Origin of the sequence: Intrasporangium sp., assembly GCF_036566125.1 — a bacterium.
Lineage (GTDB): Bacteria > Actinomycetota > Actinomycetes > Actinomycetales > Dermatophilaceae > Intrasporangium.
Genome location: NZ_DATCWX010000090.1, coordinates 1 through 17,346 on the forward strand (window position 1 = coordinate 1; position 17,346 = coordinate 17,346).

22 protein-coding genes are annotated in these 17,346 nt (G+C 69.6%); 10 read left to right on the top strand and 12 right to left on the bottom strand.

What is annotated here, in order from left to right; genetic code table 11:
• Positions 1–443 precede the first annotated feature (443 nt).
• Entirely contained in the window at positions 444–1,079 is a 636-nt protein-coding gene (locus VIR15_RS05325; protein ID WP_331926436.1) for a GIN domain-containing protein, read from the top strand.
• Positions 1,080–1,124: 45 nt separating this feature from the next.
• Positions 1,125–2,066: an alpha/beta fold hydrolase gene (locus tag VIR15_RS05330; RefSeq protein WP_331926437.1), complete on the top strand. Its 942-nt coding sequence runs from the start codon at positions 1,125–1,127 to the stop codon at positions 2,064–2,066.
• Positions 2,067–2,069: 3 nt separating this feature from the next.
• On the opposite strand, the gene VIR15_RS05335 is transcribed toward VIR15_RS05330, so the two are convergent.
• The gene (locus VIR15_RS05335; RefSeq protein WP_331926438.1) at positions 2,070–2,600 is read right to left on the bottom strand and encodes a flavodoxin/nitric oxide synthase; all 531 of its coding nucleotides are present in this window, start codon (positions 2,598–2,600) and stop codon (positions 2,070–2,072) included.
• Between the two features lie 157 nt (positions 2,601–2,757).
• Here VIR15_RS05335 and VIR15_RS05340 point away from each other — a divergent pair, with 157 nt between their 5' ends.
• Positions 2,758–3,375 carry a class I SAM-dependent methyltransferase gene (locus VIR15_RS05340; RefSeq protein WP_331926439.1) on the top strand — a complete coding sequence of 206 codons (618 nt, stop codon included), beginning with the start codon at positions 2,758–2,760 and terminating at the stop codon, positions 3,373–3,375.
• A gap of 15 nt (positions 3,376–3,390) precedes the next feature.
• Here the strand turns inward: VIR15_RS05340 and VIR15_RS05345 are convergent, their stop codons facing one another.
• Positions 3,391–4,209 carry an alpha/beta hydrolase gene (locus tag VIR15_RS05345; RefSeq protein ID WP_331926440.1) on the bottom strand — a complete coding sequence of 273 codons (819 nt, stop codon included), beginning with the start codon at positions 4,207–4,209 and terminating at the stop codon, positions 3,391–3,393.
• 73 nt (positions 4,210–4,282) lie between these two features.
• Here VIR15_RS05345 and VIR15_RS05350 point away from each other — a divergent pair, with 73 nt between their 5' ends.
• The 4 genes from VIR15_RS05350 to VIR15_RS05365 all read left to right on the top strand — a co-directional run bounded on the left by VIR15_RS05350 (position 4,283) and on the right by VIR15_RS05365 (position 6,328).
• Positions 4,283–5,017, top strand: a complete 735-nt coding sequence (locus tag VIR15_RS05350; protein WP_331926441.1) for a VOC family protein — start codon at positions 4,283–4,285, stop codon at positions 5,015–5,017.
• Between the two features lie 29 nt (positions 5,018–5,046).
• Entirely contained in the window at positions 5,047–5,382 is a 336-nt protein-coding gene (locus VIR15_RS05355; protein WP_331926442.1) for a YnfA family protein, read from the top strand.
• A 64-nt stretch (positions 5,383–5,446) separates the two neighbouring features.
• The gene (locus VIR15_RS05360; RefSeq protein ID WP_331926457.1) at positions 5,447–5,707 is read left to right on the top strand and encodes a metal-sensitive transcriptional regulator; all 261 of its coding nucleotides are present in this window, start codon (positions 5,447–5,449) and stop codon (positions 5,705–5,707) included.
• A gap of 90 nt (positions 5,708–5,797) precedes the next feature.
• Positions 5,798–6,328 carry a hypothetical protein gene (locus tag VIR15_RS05365; protein WP_331926443.1) on the top strand — a complete coding sequence of 177 codons (531 nt, stop codon included), beginning with the start codon at positions 5,798–5,800 and terminating at the stop codon, positions 6,326–6,328.
• Positions 6,329–6,418: 90 nt separating this feature from the next.
• Here the strand turns inward: VIR15_RS05365 and VIR15_RS05370 are convergent, their stop codons facing one another.
• Together VIR15_RS05370 and VIR15_RS05375 are read right to left on the bottom strand one after the other, a co-directional pair.
• Complete coding sequence (locus VIR15_RS05370) at positions 6,419–7,705, bottom strand: class I SAM-dependent methyltransferase (RefSeq protein WP_331926444.1); 1,287 nt, start codon at positions 7,703–7,705, stop codon at positions 6,419–6,421.
• Positions 7,702–9,168 (bottom strand): FAD-binding oxidoreductase, encoded by a 1,467-nt coding sequence (locus VIR15_RS05375; protein WP_331926445.1) that lies wholly within the window; start codon positions 9,166–9,168, stop codon positions 7,702–7,704. Before VIR15_RS05375 ends, VIR15_RS05370 begins: the two co-directional genes overlap by 4 nt.
• A gap of 196 nt (positions 9,169–9,364) precedes the next feature.
• On the opposite strand from VIR15_RS05375, the gene VIR15_RS05380 reads away from it, so the two are divergent.
• A complete protein-coding gene (locus VIR15_RS05380; RefSeq protein ID WP_331926446.1) occupies positions 9,365–10,480 on the top strand; it encodes a MinD/ParA family ATP-binding protein in 1,116 nt (371 codons plus the stop codon).
• Between the two features lie 191 nt (positions 10,481–10,671).
• Here the strand turns inward: VIR15_RS05380 and VIR15_RS05385 are convergent, their stop codons facing one another.
• The gene (locus VIR15_RS05385; RefSeq protein WP_331926447.1) at positions 10,672–11,298 is read right to left on the bottom strand and encodes a LysE family translocator; all 627 of its coding nucleotides are present in this window, start codon (positions 11,296–11,298) and stop codon (positions 10,672–10,674) included.
• Positions 11,299–11,381: 83 nt separating this feature from the next.
• Here VIR15_RS05385 and VIR15_RS05390 point away from each other — a divergent pair, with 83 nt between their 5' ends.
• Positions 11,382–11,909 (top strand): DinB family protein, encoded by a 528-nt coding sequence (locus VIR15_RS05390; RefSeq protein ID WP_331926448.1) that lies wholly within the window; start codon positions 11,382–11,384, stop codon positions 11,907–11,909.
• 6 nt (positions 11,910–11,915) lie between these two features.
• Here the strand turns inward: VIR15_RS05390 and sigJ are convergent, their stop codons facing one another.
• A complete protein-coding gene (gene sigJ / locus VIR15_RS05395) occupies positions 11,916–12,803 on the bottom strand; it encodes an RNA polymerase sigma factor SigJ (RefSeq protein ID WP_331926449.1) in 888 nt (295 codons plus the stop codon).
• Positions 12,804–12,952: 149 nt separating this feature from the next.
• Between sigJ and VIR15_RS05400 the strand changes: the two genes are divergently transcribed.
• Positions 12,953–13,384 carry a DUF6069 family protein gene (locus tag VIR15_RS05400; RefSeq protein WP_331926450.1) on the top strand — a complete coding sequence of 144 codons (432 nt, stop codon included), beginning with the start codon at positions 12,953–12,955 and terminating at the stop codon, positions 13,382–13,384.
• A 2-nt stretch (positions 13,385–13,386) separates the two neighbouring features.
• Here VIR15_RS05400 and VIR15_RS05405 read toward each other — a convergent pair whose 3' ends face one another.
• The 6 genes from VIR15_RS05405 to VIR15_RS05430 form a co-directional block, all read right to left on the bottom strand.
• Positions 13,387–13,704: a hypothetical protein gene (locus VIR15_RS05405; protein ID WP_331926451.1), complete on the bottom strand. Its 318-nt coding sequence runs from the start codon at positions 13,702–13,704 to the stop codon at positions 13,387–13,389.
• Entirely contained in the window at positions 13,697–14,035 is a 339-nt protein-coding gene (locus tag VIR15_RS05410; RefSeq protein WP_331926452.1) for a hypothetical protein, read from the bottom strand. The genes VIR15_RS05405 and VIR15_RS05410 overlap by 8 nt, the downstream gene beginning before the upstream one ends.
• On the bottom strand, positions 14,001–15,365 hold the full coding sequence (locus VIR15_RS05415) for an RNA polymerase sigma factor (RefSeq protein WP_331926453.1): 1,365 nt from the start codon (positions 15,363–15,365) through the stop codon (positions 14,001–14,003). The genes VIR15_RS05410 and VIR15_RS05415 overlap by 35 nt, the downstream gene beginning before the upstream one ends.
• A gap of 49 nt (positions 15,366–15,414) precedes the next feature.
• Positions 15,415–15,801 carry a YciI family protein gene (locus tag VIR15_RS05420; protein ID WP_331926454.1) on the bottom strand — a complete coding sequence of 129 codons (387 nt, stop codon included), beginning with the start codon at positions 15,799–15,801 and terminating at the stop codon, positions 15,415–15,417.
• A gap of 197 nt (positions 15,802–15,998) precedes the next feature.
• Positions 15,999–17,009 (bottom strand): GTP pyrophosphokinase, encoded by a 1,011-nt coding sequence (locus VIR15_RS05425; RefSeq protein WP_331926455.1) that lies wholly within the window; start codon positions 17,007–17,009, stop codon positions 15,999–16,001.
• 99 nt (positions 17,010–17,108) lie between these two features.
• Positions 17,109–17,346: hypothetical protein (locus tag VIR15_RS05430; protein WP_331926456.1), on the bottom strand; the 238-nt coding region annotated here is incomplete at its 5' end.

A 17,346-nucleotide genomic window follows, 5' to 3' on the forward strand; every position in this document is an offset into this window, starting at 1 on the left:
TCCCGATCCGATACCGCAGCCCGCCTTGGTGGACGAACTCCACATCGGTGCCGACGGTAGGCCCAACCGCACGTTGCGGGAGGTCTCGGCGTCAGCGGTGAGGCGCGGATCCCATTACAGGGCGAGTGCGCTCGCGAAGGCCCGGTCCGCGCCGACTGGAACGGTGACCACGTGAATGATCGGGCCACCGGCCTCGCTGGATCCGGCTTCTGCGACTCCATGGGGTCCCTCACAGTAGTGCGCCCCTGCGGCAACGCGGGGGTCCGTCACTTCGGGACCTTGTGCCCTGTCCGGGGCGCGGGGCAGGAGGACAAGGTCGAGCCATGGACGTCACACCCTCGAGCGGCCAAGGACCGTCCCACCCCGTCCCGAGGGCCCCGAATGCTGTTCACTCGATTGGGTGGGTGGGCCGTGGGTGGGTTGGCCGTGGGTGGGTGCTGCTCATGGCGGGGATGGTGGCGTTGGTGGCCGCCTGCTCCGGAGACCTGCCGGGGAACGTGGTGGTCGGCTCGGGCGATCCGACCTCGGAGACACGAGAGGTGTCGGCCTTCACCGAACTCGACGTCGGTGGGGGCATCGGTGTCGACATCGTCCCCGGGTCGGCGACCAGCATCGTTGTGACTGCGCAGCCCAACATCCTGCCGCTGACCACTACCACGGTCGACGGCGGTCGCTTGACCATCGCCACGACGCAGGGCTACACGACGGTGCATGGAATCTCGGTCAAGGTCACGACGTCCGAGCTCACCACGATCGAACTCCATGGGGGCGCCAGCGCATCGGGCGACGGCTTCAGGGCGCAGTCCTTGGCGCTCAAACTGTCTGGTGGCGCCCACCTTGACTTGTCCGGAGAGGCCAAGGACCTGGCGGTGGAGGCGAGCGGCGGCGCAGTCCTCCAGATCGGCGGGCTGAAGCTCGCGACGGCGCGCGTCGACCTCAGCGGGGGTGTGGTGGCCACGATGTCGGTGAGCTCCGCGCTCACGGGCAAGGCGTCCGGCGGAGTGGTGATCAACCTCGACCAGCGCCCACCGACCGTCGATGTCCAGACCTCCGGTGGTGCCGTCGTCCTCGGGTCGTAGCGAACTGCCGTCGGTCACTCGGCTCGACGGGTTAGATTGGCCCGTATGACCGCTCTGCCGGAGTCGGCTCCGGTCGCCCTCGCCGAGCGATGGGGTGGACGCAGCCGGATCAGTGACCTGGACGGCCCTGTGCACTGGGTCGACTTCGGAGGCCAGACAACGGGCTCTGGGGATGACCAGGCGCCCGTTGTTCTCGTCCACGGCCTCGGTGGGTCGCACCTCAACTGGGTCCAGGTGGCGCCGGCGCTCGCCGAGAAGCGCCGCGTCGTCGCCATCGACCTCGCCGGCTTCGGGTTGACACCGGGAGCCGGCCGCGACACGGGCGTTCGCGCCAACGCCGCACTGCTCGGGCGGTTCATCCGCGAGGAGCTCGGTGGACGGAGTGTCCTCGTCGGCAACTCCATGGGCGGCATGGTGTCGCTGCTGCTCGCGGCCACGGAGCCGGACCTCGTGGCCGCGCTCGTCCTCGTCGACCCCTCGATTCCGGCCGGAGTGAAGAACCTTGACCGGATGGTCGCGCTCCAGTTCGGGCTCTATGCGACACCGGGCCTGGGCGAGCAGTTCCTCGTCCGCCTTCGTCGGCGCTACTCGACCGACCAGAGGGTCAGGGGCATGGTCCAGCTCTGCTTCGCCGACTTCTCGCGCGCCGACGCCGAGGTCATGGAGGCGGGCGTCTCGCTCCTGACCTACCGGGACACCTTGGCACAGTCCGAGGCCGAGTTCCTCAGGGCGGCCAGGTCGCTGCTCGCCGTGCTACGCCATGGCCGCACGTACTCCGCGCTCATCCATCGCATCTCGGCTCCGGTCCTGCTCATCCACGGCGAGCAGGACCGGCTCGTCCCCATCGAGGCGGCGCGTCGCGTCGCTGCGGCAAGGCCCGAATGGCAGACCGAGTGGCTGGCCGGTGTCGGGCACACGCCGCAGCTCGAGGTGCCGGACCGGTTCGTCGCAGTCGTCGACCGCTGGCTCGCCGCCCTGCCGGGCTGAAGCTCAACGAGCGGCAGCGCCGGGGTGCAGGTCCGCGCGGCTGCCCAGCTCGTAGCCCCACTCCTCGGCGCGCGCCAGCTCGCCGTCCTTGAGCGGTCCGTCCGTGTCCTCGACCCAGAAGGTCTCGCCCTGCTCGGCGCGCCGGAACCCACGGGCATGCAGGGCCTTCGCCGCCGACTTCGCTGCCGAGCCCGGTAGCAGCTTGACCTTCACCCGGGTGTCGAACGTGATGACCGGCAGCTCCGGCCGCGGCACGACGGCGTCGATCCACTCGCGAATGCCGAGCCGTACGTGCTCGTTCGCTCCCTTGGTCTCGGCGTCCTTCCGCGTTGACTCCCGCGTCATGCTGAAGGCATGCGTGGGCCCGCCGACGATGAGCAGGCTGACGTCCTCCGGAATCACGCCGGGTGCTTCGTCGGAACGCATGGTGCCCACCTCGTCGGACTCCGTGCCGCGCACCAGCCCGCGCTTGATGGCGTCGGCAACGGCCTTGGTGTTGCCGAACAGGGACTCGTGGACGATGAGTGTCTTCATGGTTCAAACCCCTTCTTCCTCCACCTTCCACGCTAGGCGGCTACTGCTCGGCGAGAGGCGAATCGTGATCCAACAGACGCGGCTCACCGGAGCTCGACGGCCGGTCGCACAATGGACGTGGCGGAGCCGCCGACCATCCCGACGGAGGAGACGACAGATGGACGCCAAGGACTGGGACGAGCGCTACGCCGCGGCCGACCTCATCTGGTCGGCCGAGCCCAACCGCTTTGTGGCGGAACTCATCTCGCCGCTGACACCAGGCACCGCCGTCGACATCGCCGCCGGCGAGGGACGCAACGCGATCTGGCTGACCCAGCAGGGCTGGACGGTCACCGCGACGGACTACTCGAGTGTCGCCGTCGAGCGGATGCGCGCCCGGGCGGCGGAAGTGCTGGGCGCGGAGGCGGCCCGCCTGACCCCACTCGTCGCGGACGCCACCGTGGCAACGCCAGGCGGCCCAGCGGCATACGACCTCGCGTTGTTCTCCTACCTCCAGCTCCCGGCGGCCGAGTGGAAGGTGGCCCTTCGGAACGGCGTCCAGGCGGTGCGGCCGGGTGGCCACGTCCTCGTCATCGGGCACTCCGCGCGCAACCTCACCGAGGGGTGGGGCGGCCCGAGCGCGCGCGAGGTGCTCTACGACCCCGACGAGGTCGTAGACGCGGTCGACGGGCTGCCGGTCGCGGTCGAGCACGCGGACATCCGCGTCCGCCCCGTCGAGACGGAGGACGGTCCTCGCGAGGCCCTCGACACCGTCGTGATGCTCAGGCGGACCTGAGAGTCGCGACGCTGCTCACTTGGCGCCCCGCGTTGGGAGGTTCGCGCGGATGAAGGCGATGACGTCGTCCAGCACCTCATCCTGGTTCGTCTCGTTGAGGATCTCGTGCCGCGCGCCCGGGTACGACTTCGAGGACGCTCGCCTTCCGGCCAGCGACTCCCAGCCCCATTTCGTGTCGGCCATGGGCACGAGCTGGTCATCCTCGCCGTGCAGCCACAGGATGGGGTCATCCACGGCGCCGGCGAAGCGGATCACCCCCAAGGTCTCCTGGATCGCCTCGAGCGTCGGTCGCTTGAAGGGACCGTGCCAGACGAGCGGGTCCGCGACGTAGGCTTCGCCGACCGAGGGGTCACGGCTCAGCGTCGTCGGATCGATCGGCGCGTCCGGGATCTCGTCGGCCGCAAGCAGCTCCTCGGCCGCACGCCAGCGCCCGAGGACAGGCGCGGACAGGACGATCGCGGCCAGGCCATCGCCCCAGCGCTGTGCGTAGCGCGCACCGATGAGGCCGCCCATCGAGTGGCCGATGAGCACGACCGGCAGGGTCGGGTGCTCCTCGCGGGCGTGCGCCTCGAGCATGTGGACGTCCTCCTCCACCTCCTGGAAGCTGGTGATGAGGACAGGCTCGCCGGCGCTGCCACCGTGCCCGACATGGTCGATCGCGTAGACGACGGCGCCGTCCTCGACGAGCCGCGCCGCGACGTGCCCGTACCGGCCACAGTGCTCGCCGTAGCCGTGGATGAGCACGACGACGTACTCCGGCTCATCAGCGCCGCTCCACCTCCGCCCGACCACAGTTCCCGCGTGCCCCTCGAATGCCAGGTCCGTCACGTCCATGCCGACCACCCTCTCCGGGAACTGCCCCGGTCGCAAGCGCCGTACCGCGGGCGGGCTGGGCCAGACTGGGGCCATGGCACTTGACCTCCACGCCGTCTGCTTCGACGCCATCGACCCCCAGCTCGTCGGCCGGTTCTGGGCAGGAGTCGTCGGCTGGGAGCCGACCGAGGACCGCCTGGACCCCGAGGGCGCCGTCGCGCTCGCGCCCAGGGACGGGACCGGGTTCCGGCTCCGCTTCGCTCCCACCCGTGAGGCGAAGTCACTCCAGAACCGGATCCACTTCGACCTGACCAGCGCGTCTCCCGAGGAACAGGACGCGACGGTTGCGCGGGCGCTCGGCCTGGGCGCGAGCCACCTGGATATCGGGCAGGGCCCGGATGCGGATCACGTGGTGCTCGCCGACCCGGAGGGCAACGAGTTCTGCGTCATCGAGGCAGGCAACAACTTCCTCGCTGGCTGCGGCTTCCTCGGAGCGGTCAACTGCGACGGGACTCGTGACGTCGGGTACTTCTGGAGTCAGGCGCTCGGCTGGCCACTGGTGTGGGACCAGGATGAGGAGACCGCGATCCAGTCCCCGCATGGGGGTTCCAAGATCACGTGGAGTGGCCCGCCCCTGATGCCCAGACCATCGAAGAGCCGGCAGCACTTCGACGTCACTCCTGCCCCAGGCAGTCATCAGCAGGCCGAGGTCGAACGCCTCAGCTCCTTGGGCGCGAAGCGGATCGACATCGGGCAGGGCGAGGTCAGCTGGGTCGTCATGGCCGACCCGGATGGCAACGAGTTCTGCGTCCTCGCCGCCCGGGACTGAGCGCCCGCGGGATCTGGGAGGCTGGCCGCGTGACGACCGCGCGCTCGATCCTGCTCTTCATCCTCGCCGCGCTCGCCGAGATCGGTGGTGCCTGGCTCGTCTGGCAGGGGGTCCGTGGCCATCGCGGCTGGCTGTGGATCGGTGCCGGGGTGGTTGCCCTCGGGCTCTACGGCTTCGTGGCGACGCTCCAACCCGACGCGAACTTCGGCCGGATCCTCGCGGCGTACGGCGGGGTCTTCGTCGCGGGATCGCTGGTGTGGGGGATGGCGCTCGATGGCTTCCGGCCCGACCGCTGGGACGTCATCGGGGCGGCGGTGTGCCTCGTCGGGGTTGCCGTCATCATGTACGCGCCACGACCGACCTGAGGCCACTCATACCCGGTGGGGTATTCTTGATCAACGAATGCTCGTGAACGCACAGGAGGAAACCGTGGAGCTCGACTCTACAGAGATGCAGTCGGTGATCCGGCGGCTCAACCGGGCACGCGGGCAGCTCGGTGGCATCGTCAAGATGATCGAGGACGAACGGGACTGCCGCGAGATCGTCACGCAGCTCGCCGCTGTCTCGAAAGCCGTCGACCGGGCCGGTTTCGCGGTCATCGCGACGGGGCTCAAGGAGTGCCTCACCAATCCCGACGGCGAGGAGATGGACGTCGACGAGATGGAGAAGCTCTTCCTCTCACTGGCCTGATTCAGCGGGCCCGAGCCAGAGAAGTCGCTCCCAGGGGTGGACGGCGGGCCACTGCCGGGTGACCATTGAAGGCACCCGGAGGAGGCCACCATGGATGCCAGCGCAGACACCACGATGCTCCCCGCCGCGTCAGCCCCTGCTGAGTCGGCCCCGCCCGAAGCGGCGACGACCACCCGAGGGTTCGCCGAGCACATCGCACGGATCCGGGCGCACCGGGCCGAGCTGCGCGAGTCCGTCGCCGCGGTCGATTTCGCGCTCGAGTCGCCCATCGCCCGAGGCGGCGCCTGGCGCGAACGGGTGCGTGCGGCGCTCGCCGAGCTGGCCCACGACTTCGACGACCACATCGACCTCACGGAGAGCCCGGGCGGGATCTACGACCGTGCCAAGCGGAGTGCTCCACGACTGGGCGGAGCGATCAACCGACTGCTCCACGAGCACCGCGAGTACCGCGAGCAGATCCACGGGTATCTCGCGGTTCTCGAGCACGGCGGGCAGCTGGCGGACATGCCGGCCTTCCGCGAAGAGCTGACCGCGCTGCTCGGGTGCCTCGTCAGGCACCGGCAGGCCGGCGGTGACCTCGTCTACGAGGCCTACAGCGTGGACCTCGGAGGGTCTGACTGACCCCTGGCCGGCACCCCCGGGCACCCCGGCCACAAGCGCAACCCGGCGCGGTCGCTGGGAGCGAGCCCAGCGGCATACGGCCTGATCTCCTCAGGTGAACTGCGGCCGCAATGGATACCCGGCCGCCCCGGCTTCGCTGGTCCGCGTCGCCAGCACCTGGTGCAGCTGGATCCCGTTGTCCTCGAAACCGAGGCGCGACCCGGCCATGTAGAGCCCCCAGACCCGCGCCCGCCCGAGACCGGCGAGGGCCACGCAGTCATCCCAGTTCTTGGCGAGATTCGCGTTCCAGCCAGCGAGCGTCAGGGCGTAGTGCTCGCGGAGGTTCTCGTGGTGCTTCACCTCGAGCCCCTCGTTCTCCATGACCCGCACGATGTCGCCGGAGCCGGTCAGCTCGCCGTCGGGGAAGACATAGCGGTTGATGAAGCCGCGCGTCGGGAGGCCCGGGTGCTGGTTGTCCGGCCGGGTGATGCAGTGGTTGAGCAGCCGCCCCTCATCGCGGAGGCGCGAGCGGAGGAACCGGAAGTAGGCGGGGTAGTTCCGCACGCCGATGTGCTCCGTCAGGCCGATCGAGCTGACGGCGTCGAAGCCCCGCTCGGTGACGTCACGGTAGTCGGCGTGCCGCACCTCCGCGCGCCCCTCCAGCCCGTCCCGCCGGATCGCCTCGGAGGCCCACGCCGCCTGCTCACTCGAGAGGGTCACCCCGAGCGCCGTCACGCCGTAGTGCGTGACCGCGTGCCGGACCATGCCGCCCCAGCCACAGCCGACGTCGAGCAGCCGCATCCCTGGCTGGAGGTCGAGCTTGCGGGCGACGAGGTCGTACTTGGCGAACTGCGCGTCCTCGAGCGTCGTCTCCGGGGTCTCGAAAACGGCGCACGTGTAGGTCATCGACGGGCCGAGCACGTGCTCGTAGAACTCGTTCCCGACGTCGTAGTGATGGTGGATCGCGTCCGCGTCCCGACGCTTCCCGTGCCGCAGCCCGTGGGCGAGCCGCCGCAGCTGGCCCGGCGTCTCCTGGGGAGGCAGCTCGGGCAGATGGACACCCGAGGACCGCACCATCTGGACGAGCTCCGGCACGTCGCGCAGCGAGGGGAGGCGCGGCGAGAGAGTCGCCGCTCGGAGGTTTTTGAGCACCTCGTAGGGGTCGCCCTCGTCCATCCCGTCGATGGTCAGCTCGTCCTGGAGGTAAGCGCGCACCATGCCGAGCTCGCCGGGCGCCGTGAGGAGGTAGTTGAGCGCTTGCGGGGAGCGCAGCCGGACCGTGACGCAGTCCGCCGCGCTATCCGCCGCGCCGCTGGTCGAGCCGTCCCACGCGACGACGCGCACCCGCGCATCGTCACCGAGGAGGCGCTCGAATGCCTGGCCCACCGAGATCGTCATCGCGCTTGCACCGCCTTCTCATAGAGGGTTGGGAATCGCCCTTGCGGGTCGTAGTGCCGCTTCGCGGCCGCGATCGCCTCGCCGCCGTAGAGCCGGGCGAAGGTCGCCTCGTCGTAGTAGGCGTCCGAGTAGAGGGACTTGTGTCCGCCGAGCTCGGTCACCTTCGCCTCGATCGCCCGGTTGACGTCACCGTGCTGCGTGCCGGGCTCGATCTCGACCGACGACCAGAAGCCGACGTTGACATAGGGGACGTCAGGACGCATGGGGTAGAGCGGCCACGGTGGCCTTTGCTGGTCGGTTGGCTCCTCGTCAGTCGGCCGTATGCCGCTGGGCTCGCTTCCGCTCGCGGGTTTCCTTCGCAGCTGGATCGGACAGACCCAGACCGGCTCGATGGGGATGGTGTCGAGGAACCAGCTGAGGAACTCGGGGGTGCGGTCGAGGGGGATCTCCACGTCCTGGATGACCCGCTCGCGGGGGGGCCGGCCGCGCCTGGCGTCGATGGCGGCCATGACGCCGTGGCGCTGCTCGAAGGCGACGATCCTCCAGTACACGTCGCTGCGGAGCTTGTCCCTGGGCCAGAGGCGCCGGATGACCGGGTGCTGGGCACCGAAGGCTCGTGAGCACCAGAACCAGTCGGTGTCCCAGCGCCACAGGTAGTCGTGTGCGGTGAGCACGTCGCTGCGGCGTTCCTGGATCGAGCGGTAGTAGACCTGCTGGCCCGTGTAGTCGCTCGGGGTCGGCTGGCCCGGTACCTGATCGGTCCAGTGGGCCAGGGTCAGGTAGGACTCCCGTGGCCCGAAGACGACGCCGTCGACGAAGTCCACTCGGTGCCCGTCCCAGGCCATCGTCCGCATGACGACGCCGATGGCGTCGGCCAGTGCGTCGACGCTGTCGAAGCGGATGTGCCGGAGCGCGACGTAGGGGGAGGCCGGCTCGAGCTCGATGACGAGGTCGAGGGCGTAGCCGAGCGAGCCGTAGGAGTTGGGGAAGGTGCGGAAGAGCTCTGCGTGCTCGTTGTGCGCGGTGGCGGTGACCACTTCTCCTCGGCCATCCGTGCCACCGGTCAGGATGCGCATCTCCCGGACCGACTCGTGCGGCAGTCCGTTGCGGAAGGACGAGGCCTCGATGCCGAGGCCCGTCACGGCGCCGCCGATGGTGATCGTGCGCAGCTGCGGCACGACGAGCGGGACGAATCCGCTTGGCAGCAGGGCGTCCACGAGTTCTTCATAGGTCGTCAGGCCGCCGACGCGAGCGGTCCGTGCCTCCGCGTCGATGTCGAAGACCCCACGGAAGGCCGAGAGGTCGAGCCCTTGCCGGGTGCCATTGCGGGCGCTGCTGTGCCGGAACAGGTTGGAGGTCCGCTTCGCCAGTCGGACGGGCCGGTCCGGCGGCAGCGCTGCGAAGTCCCGAGCCGCTGTCGAGACTGATCCTTGAAGCGGATCGACTGTCACGCGGGTGGACATGGTTCGAGTCAACCAAAGGATTCGAGTGATTCCAACGAACTTTGCCGTGCGTTTCTTGGAGGGCCGCGACATGCCGTGCAGGGAAAATTCGCGCCCCGGGTGCCCAGTTGCATACCGGCACGGTTGAATTGGCACTGAAGCGCCGGGCCGGGCGCAGCTGGTCACTCATGAAGGGCCAATGATGGAACCTCAGACCGTGCACAACGATCCCACCCAGGCCGAGCAGGCGAGCGGTCAGGCCAATGAGCAGACGGGCGGGGCTTCCGGCGAGGCGACGCTGGATGACCTGCTCGAGCCGGTGCCCGGGCCGCACGCCACGGCGTCCGACTTCAGCGAGTCTGCGGTCCTGGGCCGGCGTGGACAGGCCGCACGCACTGGCTGGCGGCACGTGCTCTTCGAGCTGACGGGTGGTCGACTGCGACCGCCCCCGGGTCTCGGCGAGATGCGCCGCAACCAGTTGATGAACCGGGTCCGGACGCCGTTCGACGGCACTCGGCGAATCGTCGTGATGAGCCGCAAGGGCGGCGTGGGCAAGACGACCGTGACGGTCGGCGTCGGTGCCACCTTCGCGTCGGCGCGCGGGGACCGGGTCGTGGCCGTCGACGCCAACCCGGACGCCGGCAACCTGGCCCACCGGATCGCGGGCGACTGCCAGCGCACCATCACGGATCTGCTGGCGGACTCGGGCCGGATCCGGTCCTTCGCCCAGATGCGGGGCTACACGTCCCAGTGCGTCGAGTCCCGCCTCGAGGTCCTCGCCTCGGACGACGACGCGCGGATCGCCCAGGCCCTCGACCGCGATGCCTACCGGCAGGTCGTCGCGCTGCTCGACCACTTCTACAACCTCATCCTGCTCGACACCGGCACCGGCATCCTCGACAGCGCTAACCAGGGCCTGATCACCGAGGCCGACCAGCTCGTCCTCGTCGTGCGCCCGGCCTTGGACGGCGCCAAGGTCGGCGCACAGACGCTCGACTGGCTCGAGGAGCACGGCCACGCAGACCTCGTCGCGTCCGCCGTGGTGGTGATCAACGGGATCGAGCGCGAGAGCGACCCGATCGTCCAGTTCGCCCGCAAGCACTTCGAGGCCCGTTGTCGGCAGGTGGTTTCCGTCCCGTGGGACAAGACGCTGGAGGGAGGCGGGCGCACGACGCTCTCCGGGCTGCACCGCAAGACGCGTCGTGCCTTCCTCGACGTCGCCGCGGCGCTGGCGGACGGGTTCGGCGAGGACCCGCTGGCCCGCGAGTCCCGCGAGTCGGCCAGCCACGGCTTCACCTTCGGCCCCCTGCCAGACCAGCACCCTGGAGTCTGAGGACGGCCCACGCACCTGGAGTGTGCAGTCCGCGCCGGCAGCGTCCTCCGACAAAAGCGCCACGGGTGAGTTGTCTGCGCCCGATCCGGGCAGATCGCGTCGACACGTGCGCCACGGGTGGGTTGTCGGAGGTGCTCGGGGCAACACGACGGCGGATGCCGCTGCTCGAGAGTGCCTGGTGGCCGAGGGTGCTACTCGCGGGCCAGCATCGTGACGCCGAGCCCGACCATCATCGAGCCGCCGGCGACGCCGAGCCGGTCAAGGCGCTGCGGCTTCTTCGCCATCCAGTCACGGGCCTTGCTGGCGACCAGGGCCCAGATGCTGTCGGAGCAGATCGCCATCGCGCCGAAGATGACGCCGAGCACGGCCATCTGCACTCCCACGTGACCGGCCGCGGCGTTGGTGAACTGCGGCAGGAAGGCGACGAAGAACAGGATTGTCTTCGGGTTCGTCACGCCGACGATGAAACCGATGCGCAGGGCGTGTCCCCGCTTGGCCGACACCTGCGCCTCCAGTGCCTCACGTGCCCGGGCCCGGTCACGGATCGCCTGGATCCCGAGCCAGACGACGTAGGCGGCGCCCGCCACCTTGATGACCGAGTACGCAGTCGCGCTGGCCGACACCACGGCCCCGAGTCCCAGCGAAACGAGCATCACCTGGGTCGTGATGCCGAGCCCATTCCCGACGACGGAGAGCAGGGCTTCCCGGCGCCCGACCGTCAAGGCGCGACCGATGGTGAAGAGCAGGCTGGGACCGGGCACCTGGATGAACAGGATCGAGGCGACGAGGAACGCGATCCATTGGCTGGAGGTCGGCACCCACCCAGTGTGCGCGGGTGCGGCCAGAACTGCAGCGGATTATCCAGTCGCTGAGCACCTGTCTGGTCGTTACCGTCCCAGCCATGACGATCGAACGAGCCGACCCGCCGCTCGCGGCAGACGAGGCGACCACCCTGCTGGCCTTCCTGGACTTCCACCGTGACACCCTCCGCCTCAAGGCCGACGGCCTCGACCGGCGGCAGCTCGCACAGACAACCGCAGCCTCCAGCCTCACCCTTGCCGCGCTGCTCAAGCACCTGGCCCTTGTCGAGCACTCGTGGTTCGCCTACCGCCTCGTCGGTGGCGACCCGATCGAGCCGTGGGCGTCGGTCGACTGGGACGCCGACCCGGACTGGGAGTTCAACTCGGCGGTCCACGACGACCCTGACACGCTGCGTCGGATACTGGACGAGGCCATCGAGGCATCGCGACGCAGCACCGCGCTGGCCCTCCGGGAGGGAGGCCTCGACTACACTTCCGCGCGGACGAACCGGGACGGAGAGCACTTCACCCTTCGCTACGTGCTGCTCCACATGATCGAGGAGTACGCGCGGCACAACGGCCACGCGGACCTCCTCCGCGAGGCCATCGACGGCCAGACCGGCGAGTGAGCCGACTCAGGCCAGCGTCCACGATCGGAGCTTCTCGGGGTTCCGGACCGCCCAGATGCGCGTGATTCGACCGGACTCGACGGCGAACGCCATGACCGTCACTGTGGTGCCTGCGTGCTGCATGACCAGGCCGGGCGATCCGTTGACCGAGCGCTCCAGGAACGTGTGATCCGGCGCCGTCTCGGCGATCGACAGGATGGCCCGGACCACCTCGTCGATGCCCTCCATCGGATGCAACACCGCACTCACCAGCCCGCCACCGTCCGCGACCGCGGTGACCTCCGGGTCCAGCAGGGCGATGAGGGCGCCGATGTCCTTGGCCTCCCAGGCCCGCTTGAACTCCCGGATGACCGCTGCCTGTCCGCTGGCGGCCGCGACGGGAACCGGCACCGCCTCGATCCGCGCACGCGCCGACGAGGCGAGCTGACGGCAGGCAGCCGGGGTGCGCCCCACGATCTCGGCGACCTCGGCGAACGGGTACCGGAAGACGTCGTGGAGGATGAAGGCAACGCGCTCGGCCGGAGTCATCGAGTCGAGGACGACGAGAAAGGCCATGCTGACCGACTCGTCGAGGGTGACGCGGTCGGCAGGGTCTGCCTGCGCGGCCGGTGCTGCGGCGCCGACCCACTCGTTGCGGTCTGGCACCGGCTCGGGGATCCACTCGCCGACATAGCGCTCGCGTCGATGCCGGGCCGAGCGGAGCAGGTCCAGACAGATGCGACTGGCGACCTTCGTCAGCCAGGCGCCCGTGGACTCAATGGCGTTCCGCTGGTCGTCAGACATCGCGTACCACCGGAGGTAGGTCTCCTGCACGACGTCCTCGGCGTCGGCGAGGGAGCCGAGCAGCCGGTAGGCCAGGTTGGTCAGCTTGCGTCGCTCGTGCGGGGTACTCATCCGTGGCCGCTTCCTCCAGGCAACTGTCGTCCTCAGTCTGACGAGACAGCCGCCCGGGATGTCAGGCCGGCAGCCCCCACCTGACATCTTGCGGCGCCAGGTCGTCAGACCCCACGACACCGTTTCGAGATCCCTCCTGGAGGTTTGACATGAGCACGACATCGACGACCAGCCCGCGCGTCAAGGTCTGGGCACCGAACCGATCACGGGTAGCCGTCGGCGCGGCGATCGCGCTCGTCATCAACACCGGTATCTGGATCGCCGGTCGGGCTGCAGACGTCTCCTTCCTCGTCGGGTCGCCGGTCGGTGACATGCGGGTCGGCCTGCTGGAAGTCATCCTTGGCACGGCCAGCGGCTTCGCGCTTGGACTCGGCTTGGTCACGTGGGCGGCTCGGCGGTCGGACGCCCTCGTTCGCGCCGTCCTCGTCACAGCCGTGGCGGTGATTGTCCTGTCCACGCTCGGTCCGCTGACCACCGCCCACGAGACCTCAAGCGGCGCGCTGCTGGCCGCGATGCACCTCGCGACCGGCGCTGCCTTCATGGCGACGGTGTCCGGAGCTCGCGGGCCGGCCGGACCCTGACGTCAGAGCGGCCCAGCCGGGAGGGTCTCCCGTCGCGCCCGGATCTCAGCCCGCAACGCTTCGAGCTCCTCGAGCTCCACGCCGTCGTCCTGGTCATGGGAGTCGGGGAGCACGAACTCCATCCCGGCCTCCTGGTCGGAGGCGTCTCCGTGCGTGAGCATGAATCTGGCCATTTCGCCGGCATCAGCCAGTTCCTCGGTTGTCACCGACTCGGGCACCTGACGCTTGCGGCGCCAGTCGTGCAGTGCCTTGATGGTGGCCGTGAGCAGGAGGCGCGACGGCTCGTCATGCGGGTACGACTGGTTCGTTGCCTCAGCCACGGCTGCCTCCCTTCCGCTTCACCTTGACGATGGCGTCCATGGCTGCCTCCAGCATCGCAGACTGTGTCGTGTTGCGCGACAGGCTGTTGAGCGTCCTCAACACCTTCAGTTTCACCGGCGACGGAAGGTCCTCCCGGTTGGCCCACACCCACATCAGTGCCTCCCACCACCGCGCCCGATCGTCGGCCTCGGTCGCGAGACTCTTGTCGATCCGGCCACGCTCCACGATGCCCTTGTAGGCGATCGTCGCGGCCGCGAGAGCAGTGAGCCCCGCGAAACCGGCCGACGTCATGAACTCACCGATCGCGAGCCGCAGATCCTCCCACGTCATCCTGCGAGTCTGGCCGGTGAAGGTCGTTTCGGACAGTTCCGACACGGCGCAGGCAGAAGCGTCGGAGCGGCTCCGCGGTCATGATGTCCGCGAGGTCGCGGTAGCGGCCTGCAGCCTCCTCCCGGCGTCCCGTGCGCCAGGCCAGGTCAGCGAGGGCCAGGCTTGCGTCGCGCGAGGCGTATGCCGCTGAGCTCGCTTCCAGCCGGATCAGCTCCTCCTCGACGTGGCTGAGCTCGCCTGCCGCAGCGCCGAACTCGCCATTCGCGATGATCCCGTGTGCGGTCGCGGCGAGTCTGGCGACGCGCACGGATGGTGAGGGCCACACACGCTCCAGCGCACCGTAGAGGTCGACGATCCGGGTCCAGTCCGTCTCCTGGAAGGTAGCGGCCACCGAATGGAGGCCCGAGATGGCGGCCTCGATGGCGAACCGGCCCTCGCCGGTGGTGGCGGCGAAGGTTGCGTCGTCGAGGCCGAGTGCGAGCAGCTGTCGGTCCCAACGACCGCGGTCGACCTCGTCCAACGCGAGCGCCGTACCGGTCGCGTCGATGCGACCGGGCCGTCGGGCCAGGCCGAGGCGGATCACGGCTCGGAGCCCGCGGGCCTCCGTGTCCGCCGGGTAGGCCGCGACGATGGCGTCCGCGATCGACAGCGCTTGGGCTCCGGTGTCGGCGAGGGCATCGACCGGATCGAGCACCGTCCGGTGAGCCAGGGTGAACATCCCTGCCACACAGGCGAGGACGACGGGAAGTCGCTCCAGGCGCTCGTCCTCGTCCGGCACGCGGAAGGCACCGCGGGCCTCGGCGAGGGCGCGCTTCGCCCGGGTGAGCCGCGCCGCCGCAGCCGGCTCCTGCAGACCGAGGTGAGCGGCGATCTGAGGGATCGACAACCCGCACACGACGCGCAGCGCCAGCACCATCTGCGACGACGCGCTGACGACCGGGTCGCATGCGACGAAGAGCAGTGCGAGCCGGTCGTCGAGAGCGTCGCCCCGAGGGTCCAGCGAGCGGCTGATCGGGTCATCGTGGTCCATGGCGCTGGTGTCCGCGGTCGGGTCGGCCTCCGGCCGGACGAGCTCAGGCGCGAGTCGTCCCTCGACCCGGCGCCGACGGTGGTCGTCGATCCACGCACGCTTGGCCACCGAGGTGCACCACGCCGCCAAGGAGGCGATCGGTTCACCCGACCGGCGCACGTGGTCAGCGGCGCGCGCGACGGACTCAGCGGCATACTCCTCCGCCTCGTCGAGGCTGCCCGTGACGGACGCAAGCGTCCGCACGATCCGCGGCCACGCGTCCTGGAACTCGAGCTCGAGATCACCATCGGTCGCCGGCATGGCGACATTGTGTCTCCAGTGGGGGACAGCGCCCGACCGGCATCGAGGCTCAGCCGAGCGGAATGACCTTGCGCCACTCGATGTGGCCGCCCGTGGGGACGAGGGCCGCGAGCTTGCGGGCGAGCACCTCGTCGTCGGTCTCGACGACGTAGAAGCCGGTGATGACCTCGGACGTGTCGGTGAACGGCCCGTCTGTGTAGACGGCGTCGTCGACCTTGCGGTCCGCGGCGCCGGGGACGACGGTGCCGCCGTACTTCGTGTTCGTCAGCGCGTGACCGCCGACGAGCCGTGCACCGAGCGCCACCACGGCCTCCGCGAAGGCTCCGTGCGCGGCCATGCTCGCGCCGAACTCGGGGTCGTTCTGCGCCTCGGGGCTCGCGGCGTAGTCGGAGTCCCAGTCGGGCTCGTGGATGAGGTAGACGTACGTGTCGGCCATGGTCGGCTCCTTGTCGGTGACTTGTCATTGACGCGTGACGGCTCTCGTCACACCATCCTGACGAAGTCCTCCTCGCAGAATCGACATCGGCGACGCACCTTTTTCAAGCGGTCGCGGGTGGACTCAGCGCACGAGATCTCGCCCTGCGTCGCCGCCCCGACGTGGGTCACCCATCGCCAGTGAGATGTCGAAGTCGGTCAGCCCCGCAGCTTCGTCAGGCGGCTCTCGAGCGCCGCCCGCCGGTGCGCGTTGCCCGCGAGGTCGACGTAACGCTCCCCGAAGGCCGCGAGCAACGCGTCATCGAGACGACGCACGGCACCGGGCGGGTACTTGTAGCCCATCCGGGCCGTGACCTCGGCGCTGTCGACCGAGGCCAGCACCTCGTCGAGCGCCTCGACCGTCGTGATGCCGAGCTCCTGCAGCAGCCCGGAGATCCAGGTGTAGTGGTCGGTGCGCGACCACCCCGCGTCGGAGTACGTGCCCGCGAGGTACTTGGCGAGGTCCTGCGACCCGACCTGCGGATGTGCGGGGGCCTCCTCGGGCTCGGGCTCGTCGGGGATCGCGACCTGCAGCCGCGCGCGGATCGCCGAGAACTCCCGGTCGGCGAGCTCCAGCAGTCCGGCCGCGAGGGTGAACCGCCGGTCGAGGTCGAAGGCGTGCTCGTCGGGCACCGTGCCCTTGTACCGGATGTCGTGCTCGAACTCTGCCCACGCGTGCTGGAGGACGGTGCGGATCTGGACCGATGCATTGAGCCGTCGGAGCGGCTCATAGGTGTGCGGCACGACCCGACTCGCGTCGACCGCGACGAGCAGGTGCCGGCTCGCATAGCCCCACCGCCCTGCGCGAGCCGTCTCGAGCCCGAGGTCGCGGTCGTCGAGGACCGCGAGCTCCTGCGCGAGCAGGTCGGCGACGGCCGTCACGTCGGCCTGGACGTAGGTGATCACGCGCACGCCGATCACATCGGTGATGTCCTCGATCGGGTTGGGGTGCATCGGAACCCCGTCGACCAGCCGCTCGGCCTTGCCCTTGAACGACTCGACGGACTTGGTGCGACCGGAGACGCTGAGGTAGTTGATGCCGGCGTCGTCGAGCAGCGCCTGGACCATCTCGACGTAGCGTCCGGTCGCCTCGACGAGCTGGGGGTGACGCTCGCGGTACTCGCCGACGGCGTGCTCGACGAGCCGCTGGTGCTCACTCCGCGTCGACATGTGCCCATCCTGCCGCGCCGTCCCCAGCCACGACGAAACGAGGCCGTATGCCGCTGAGCTGGCTCAGCGGCATACGGCTGCGTTGTGGTGGTGGCTGGCTCACCACCCGCGGAGGCGGAGCACCACACCCGCGTGGTCGGACGGCCAGAGGCCCGTCGCGGGGTCGCGGTCGGTGAGCTGGTCACCGGTGATGTAGCCGTGGTCCACGTCGAGCGGCTTGCCGTCCGGCGTGTGGGCGAAGACCATGTCGATCCGGTGGTCGAACCCTGCGGCCGAGGTGTCGTTGACGAGCTCGGACAGGCCGGAGGTCCAGCCCTCCTCGGCGGGCGCCCACTCG

Excerpts from the sequence above, each read along its gene's own strand:
- VIR15_RS05325 (WP_331926436.1), top strand. The coding sequence starts at position 444 with ATGGCGGGGATGGTGGCGTTGGTGGCCGCCTGCTCCGGAGACCTGCCG.
- VIR15_RS05330 (WP_331926437.1), top strand. The coding sequence starts at position 1,125 with ATGACCGCTCTGCCGGAGTCGGCTCCGGTCGCCCTCGCCGAGCGATGG.
- VIR15_RS05335 (WP_331926438.1), bottom strand. The coding sequence starts at position 2,600 with ATGAAGACACTCATCGTCCACGAGTCCCTGTTCGGCAACACCAAGGCC.
- VIR15_RS05340 (WP_331926439.1), top strand. The coding sequence starts at position 2,758 with ATGGACGCCAAGGACTGGGACGAGCGCTACGCCGCGGCCGACCTCATC.
- VIR15_RS05345 (WP_331926440.1), bottom strand. The coding sequence starts at position 4,209 with ATGGACGTGACGGACCTGGCATTCGAGGGGCACGCGGGAACTGTGGTC.
- VIR15_RS05350 (WP_331926441.1), top strand. The coding sequence starts at position 4,283 with ATGGCACTTGACCTCCACGCCGTCTGCTTCGACGCCATCGACCCCCAG.
- VIR15_RS05365 (WP_331926443.1), top strand. The coding sequence starts at position 5,798 with ATGGATGCCAGCGCAGACACCACGATGCTCCCCGCCGCGTCAGCCCCT.
- VIR15_RS05370 (WP_331926444.1), bottom strand. The coding sequence starts at position 7,705 with ATGACGATCTCGGTGGGCCAGGCATTCGAGCGCCTCCTCGGTGACGAT.
- VIR15_RS05375 (WP_331926445.1), bottom strand. The coding sequence starts at position 9,168 with ATGTCCACCCGCGTGACAGTCGATCCGCTTCAAGGATCAGTCTCGACA.
- VIR15_RS05390 (WP_331926448.1), top strand. The coding sequence starts at position 11,382 with ATGACGATCGAACGAGCCGACCCGCCGCTCGCGGCAGACGAGGCGACC.
- sigJ (WP_331926449.1), bottom strand. The coding sequence starts at position 12,803 with ATGAGTACCCCGCACGAGCGACGCAAGCTGACCAACCTGGCCTACCGG.
- VIR15_RS05400 (WP_331926450.1), top strand. The coding sequence starts at position 12,953 with ATGAGCACGACATCGACGACCAGCCCGCGCGTCAAGGTCTGGGCACCG.
- VIR15_RS05410 (WP_331926452.1), bottom strand. The coding sequence starts at position 14,035 with ATGACGTGGGAGGATCTGCGGCTCGCGATCGGTGAGTTCATGACGTCG.
- VIR15_RS05415 (WP_331926453.1), bottom strand. The coding sequence starts at position 15,365 with ATGCCGGCGACCGATGGTGATCTCGAGCTCGAGTTCCAGGACGCGTGG.
- VIR15_RS05420 (WP_331926454.1), bottom strand. The coding sequence starts at position 15,801 with ATGGCCGACACGTACGTCTACCTCATCCACGAGCCCGACTGGGACTCC.
- VIR15_RS05425 (WP_331926455.1), bottom strand. The coding sequence starts at position 17,009 with ATGTCGACGCGGAGTGAGCACCAGCGGCTCGTCGAGCACGCCGTCGGC.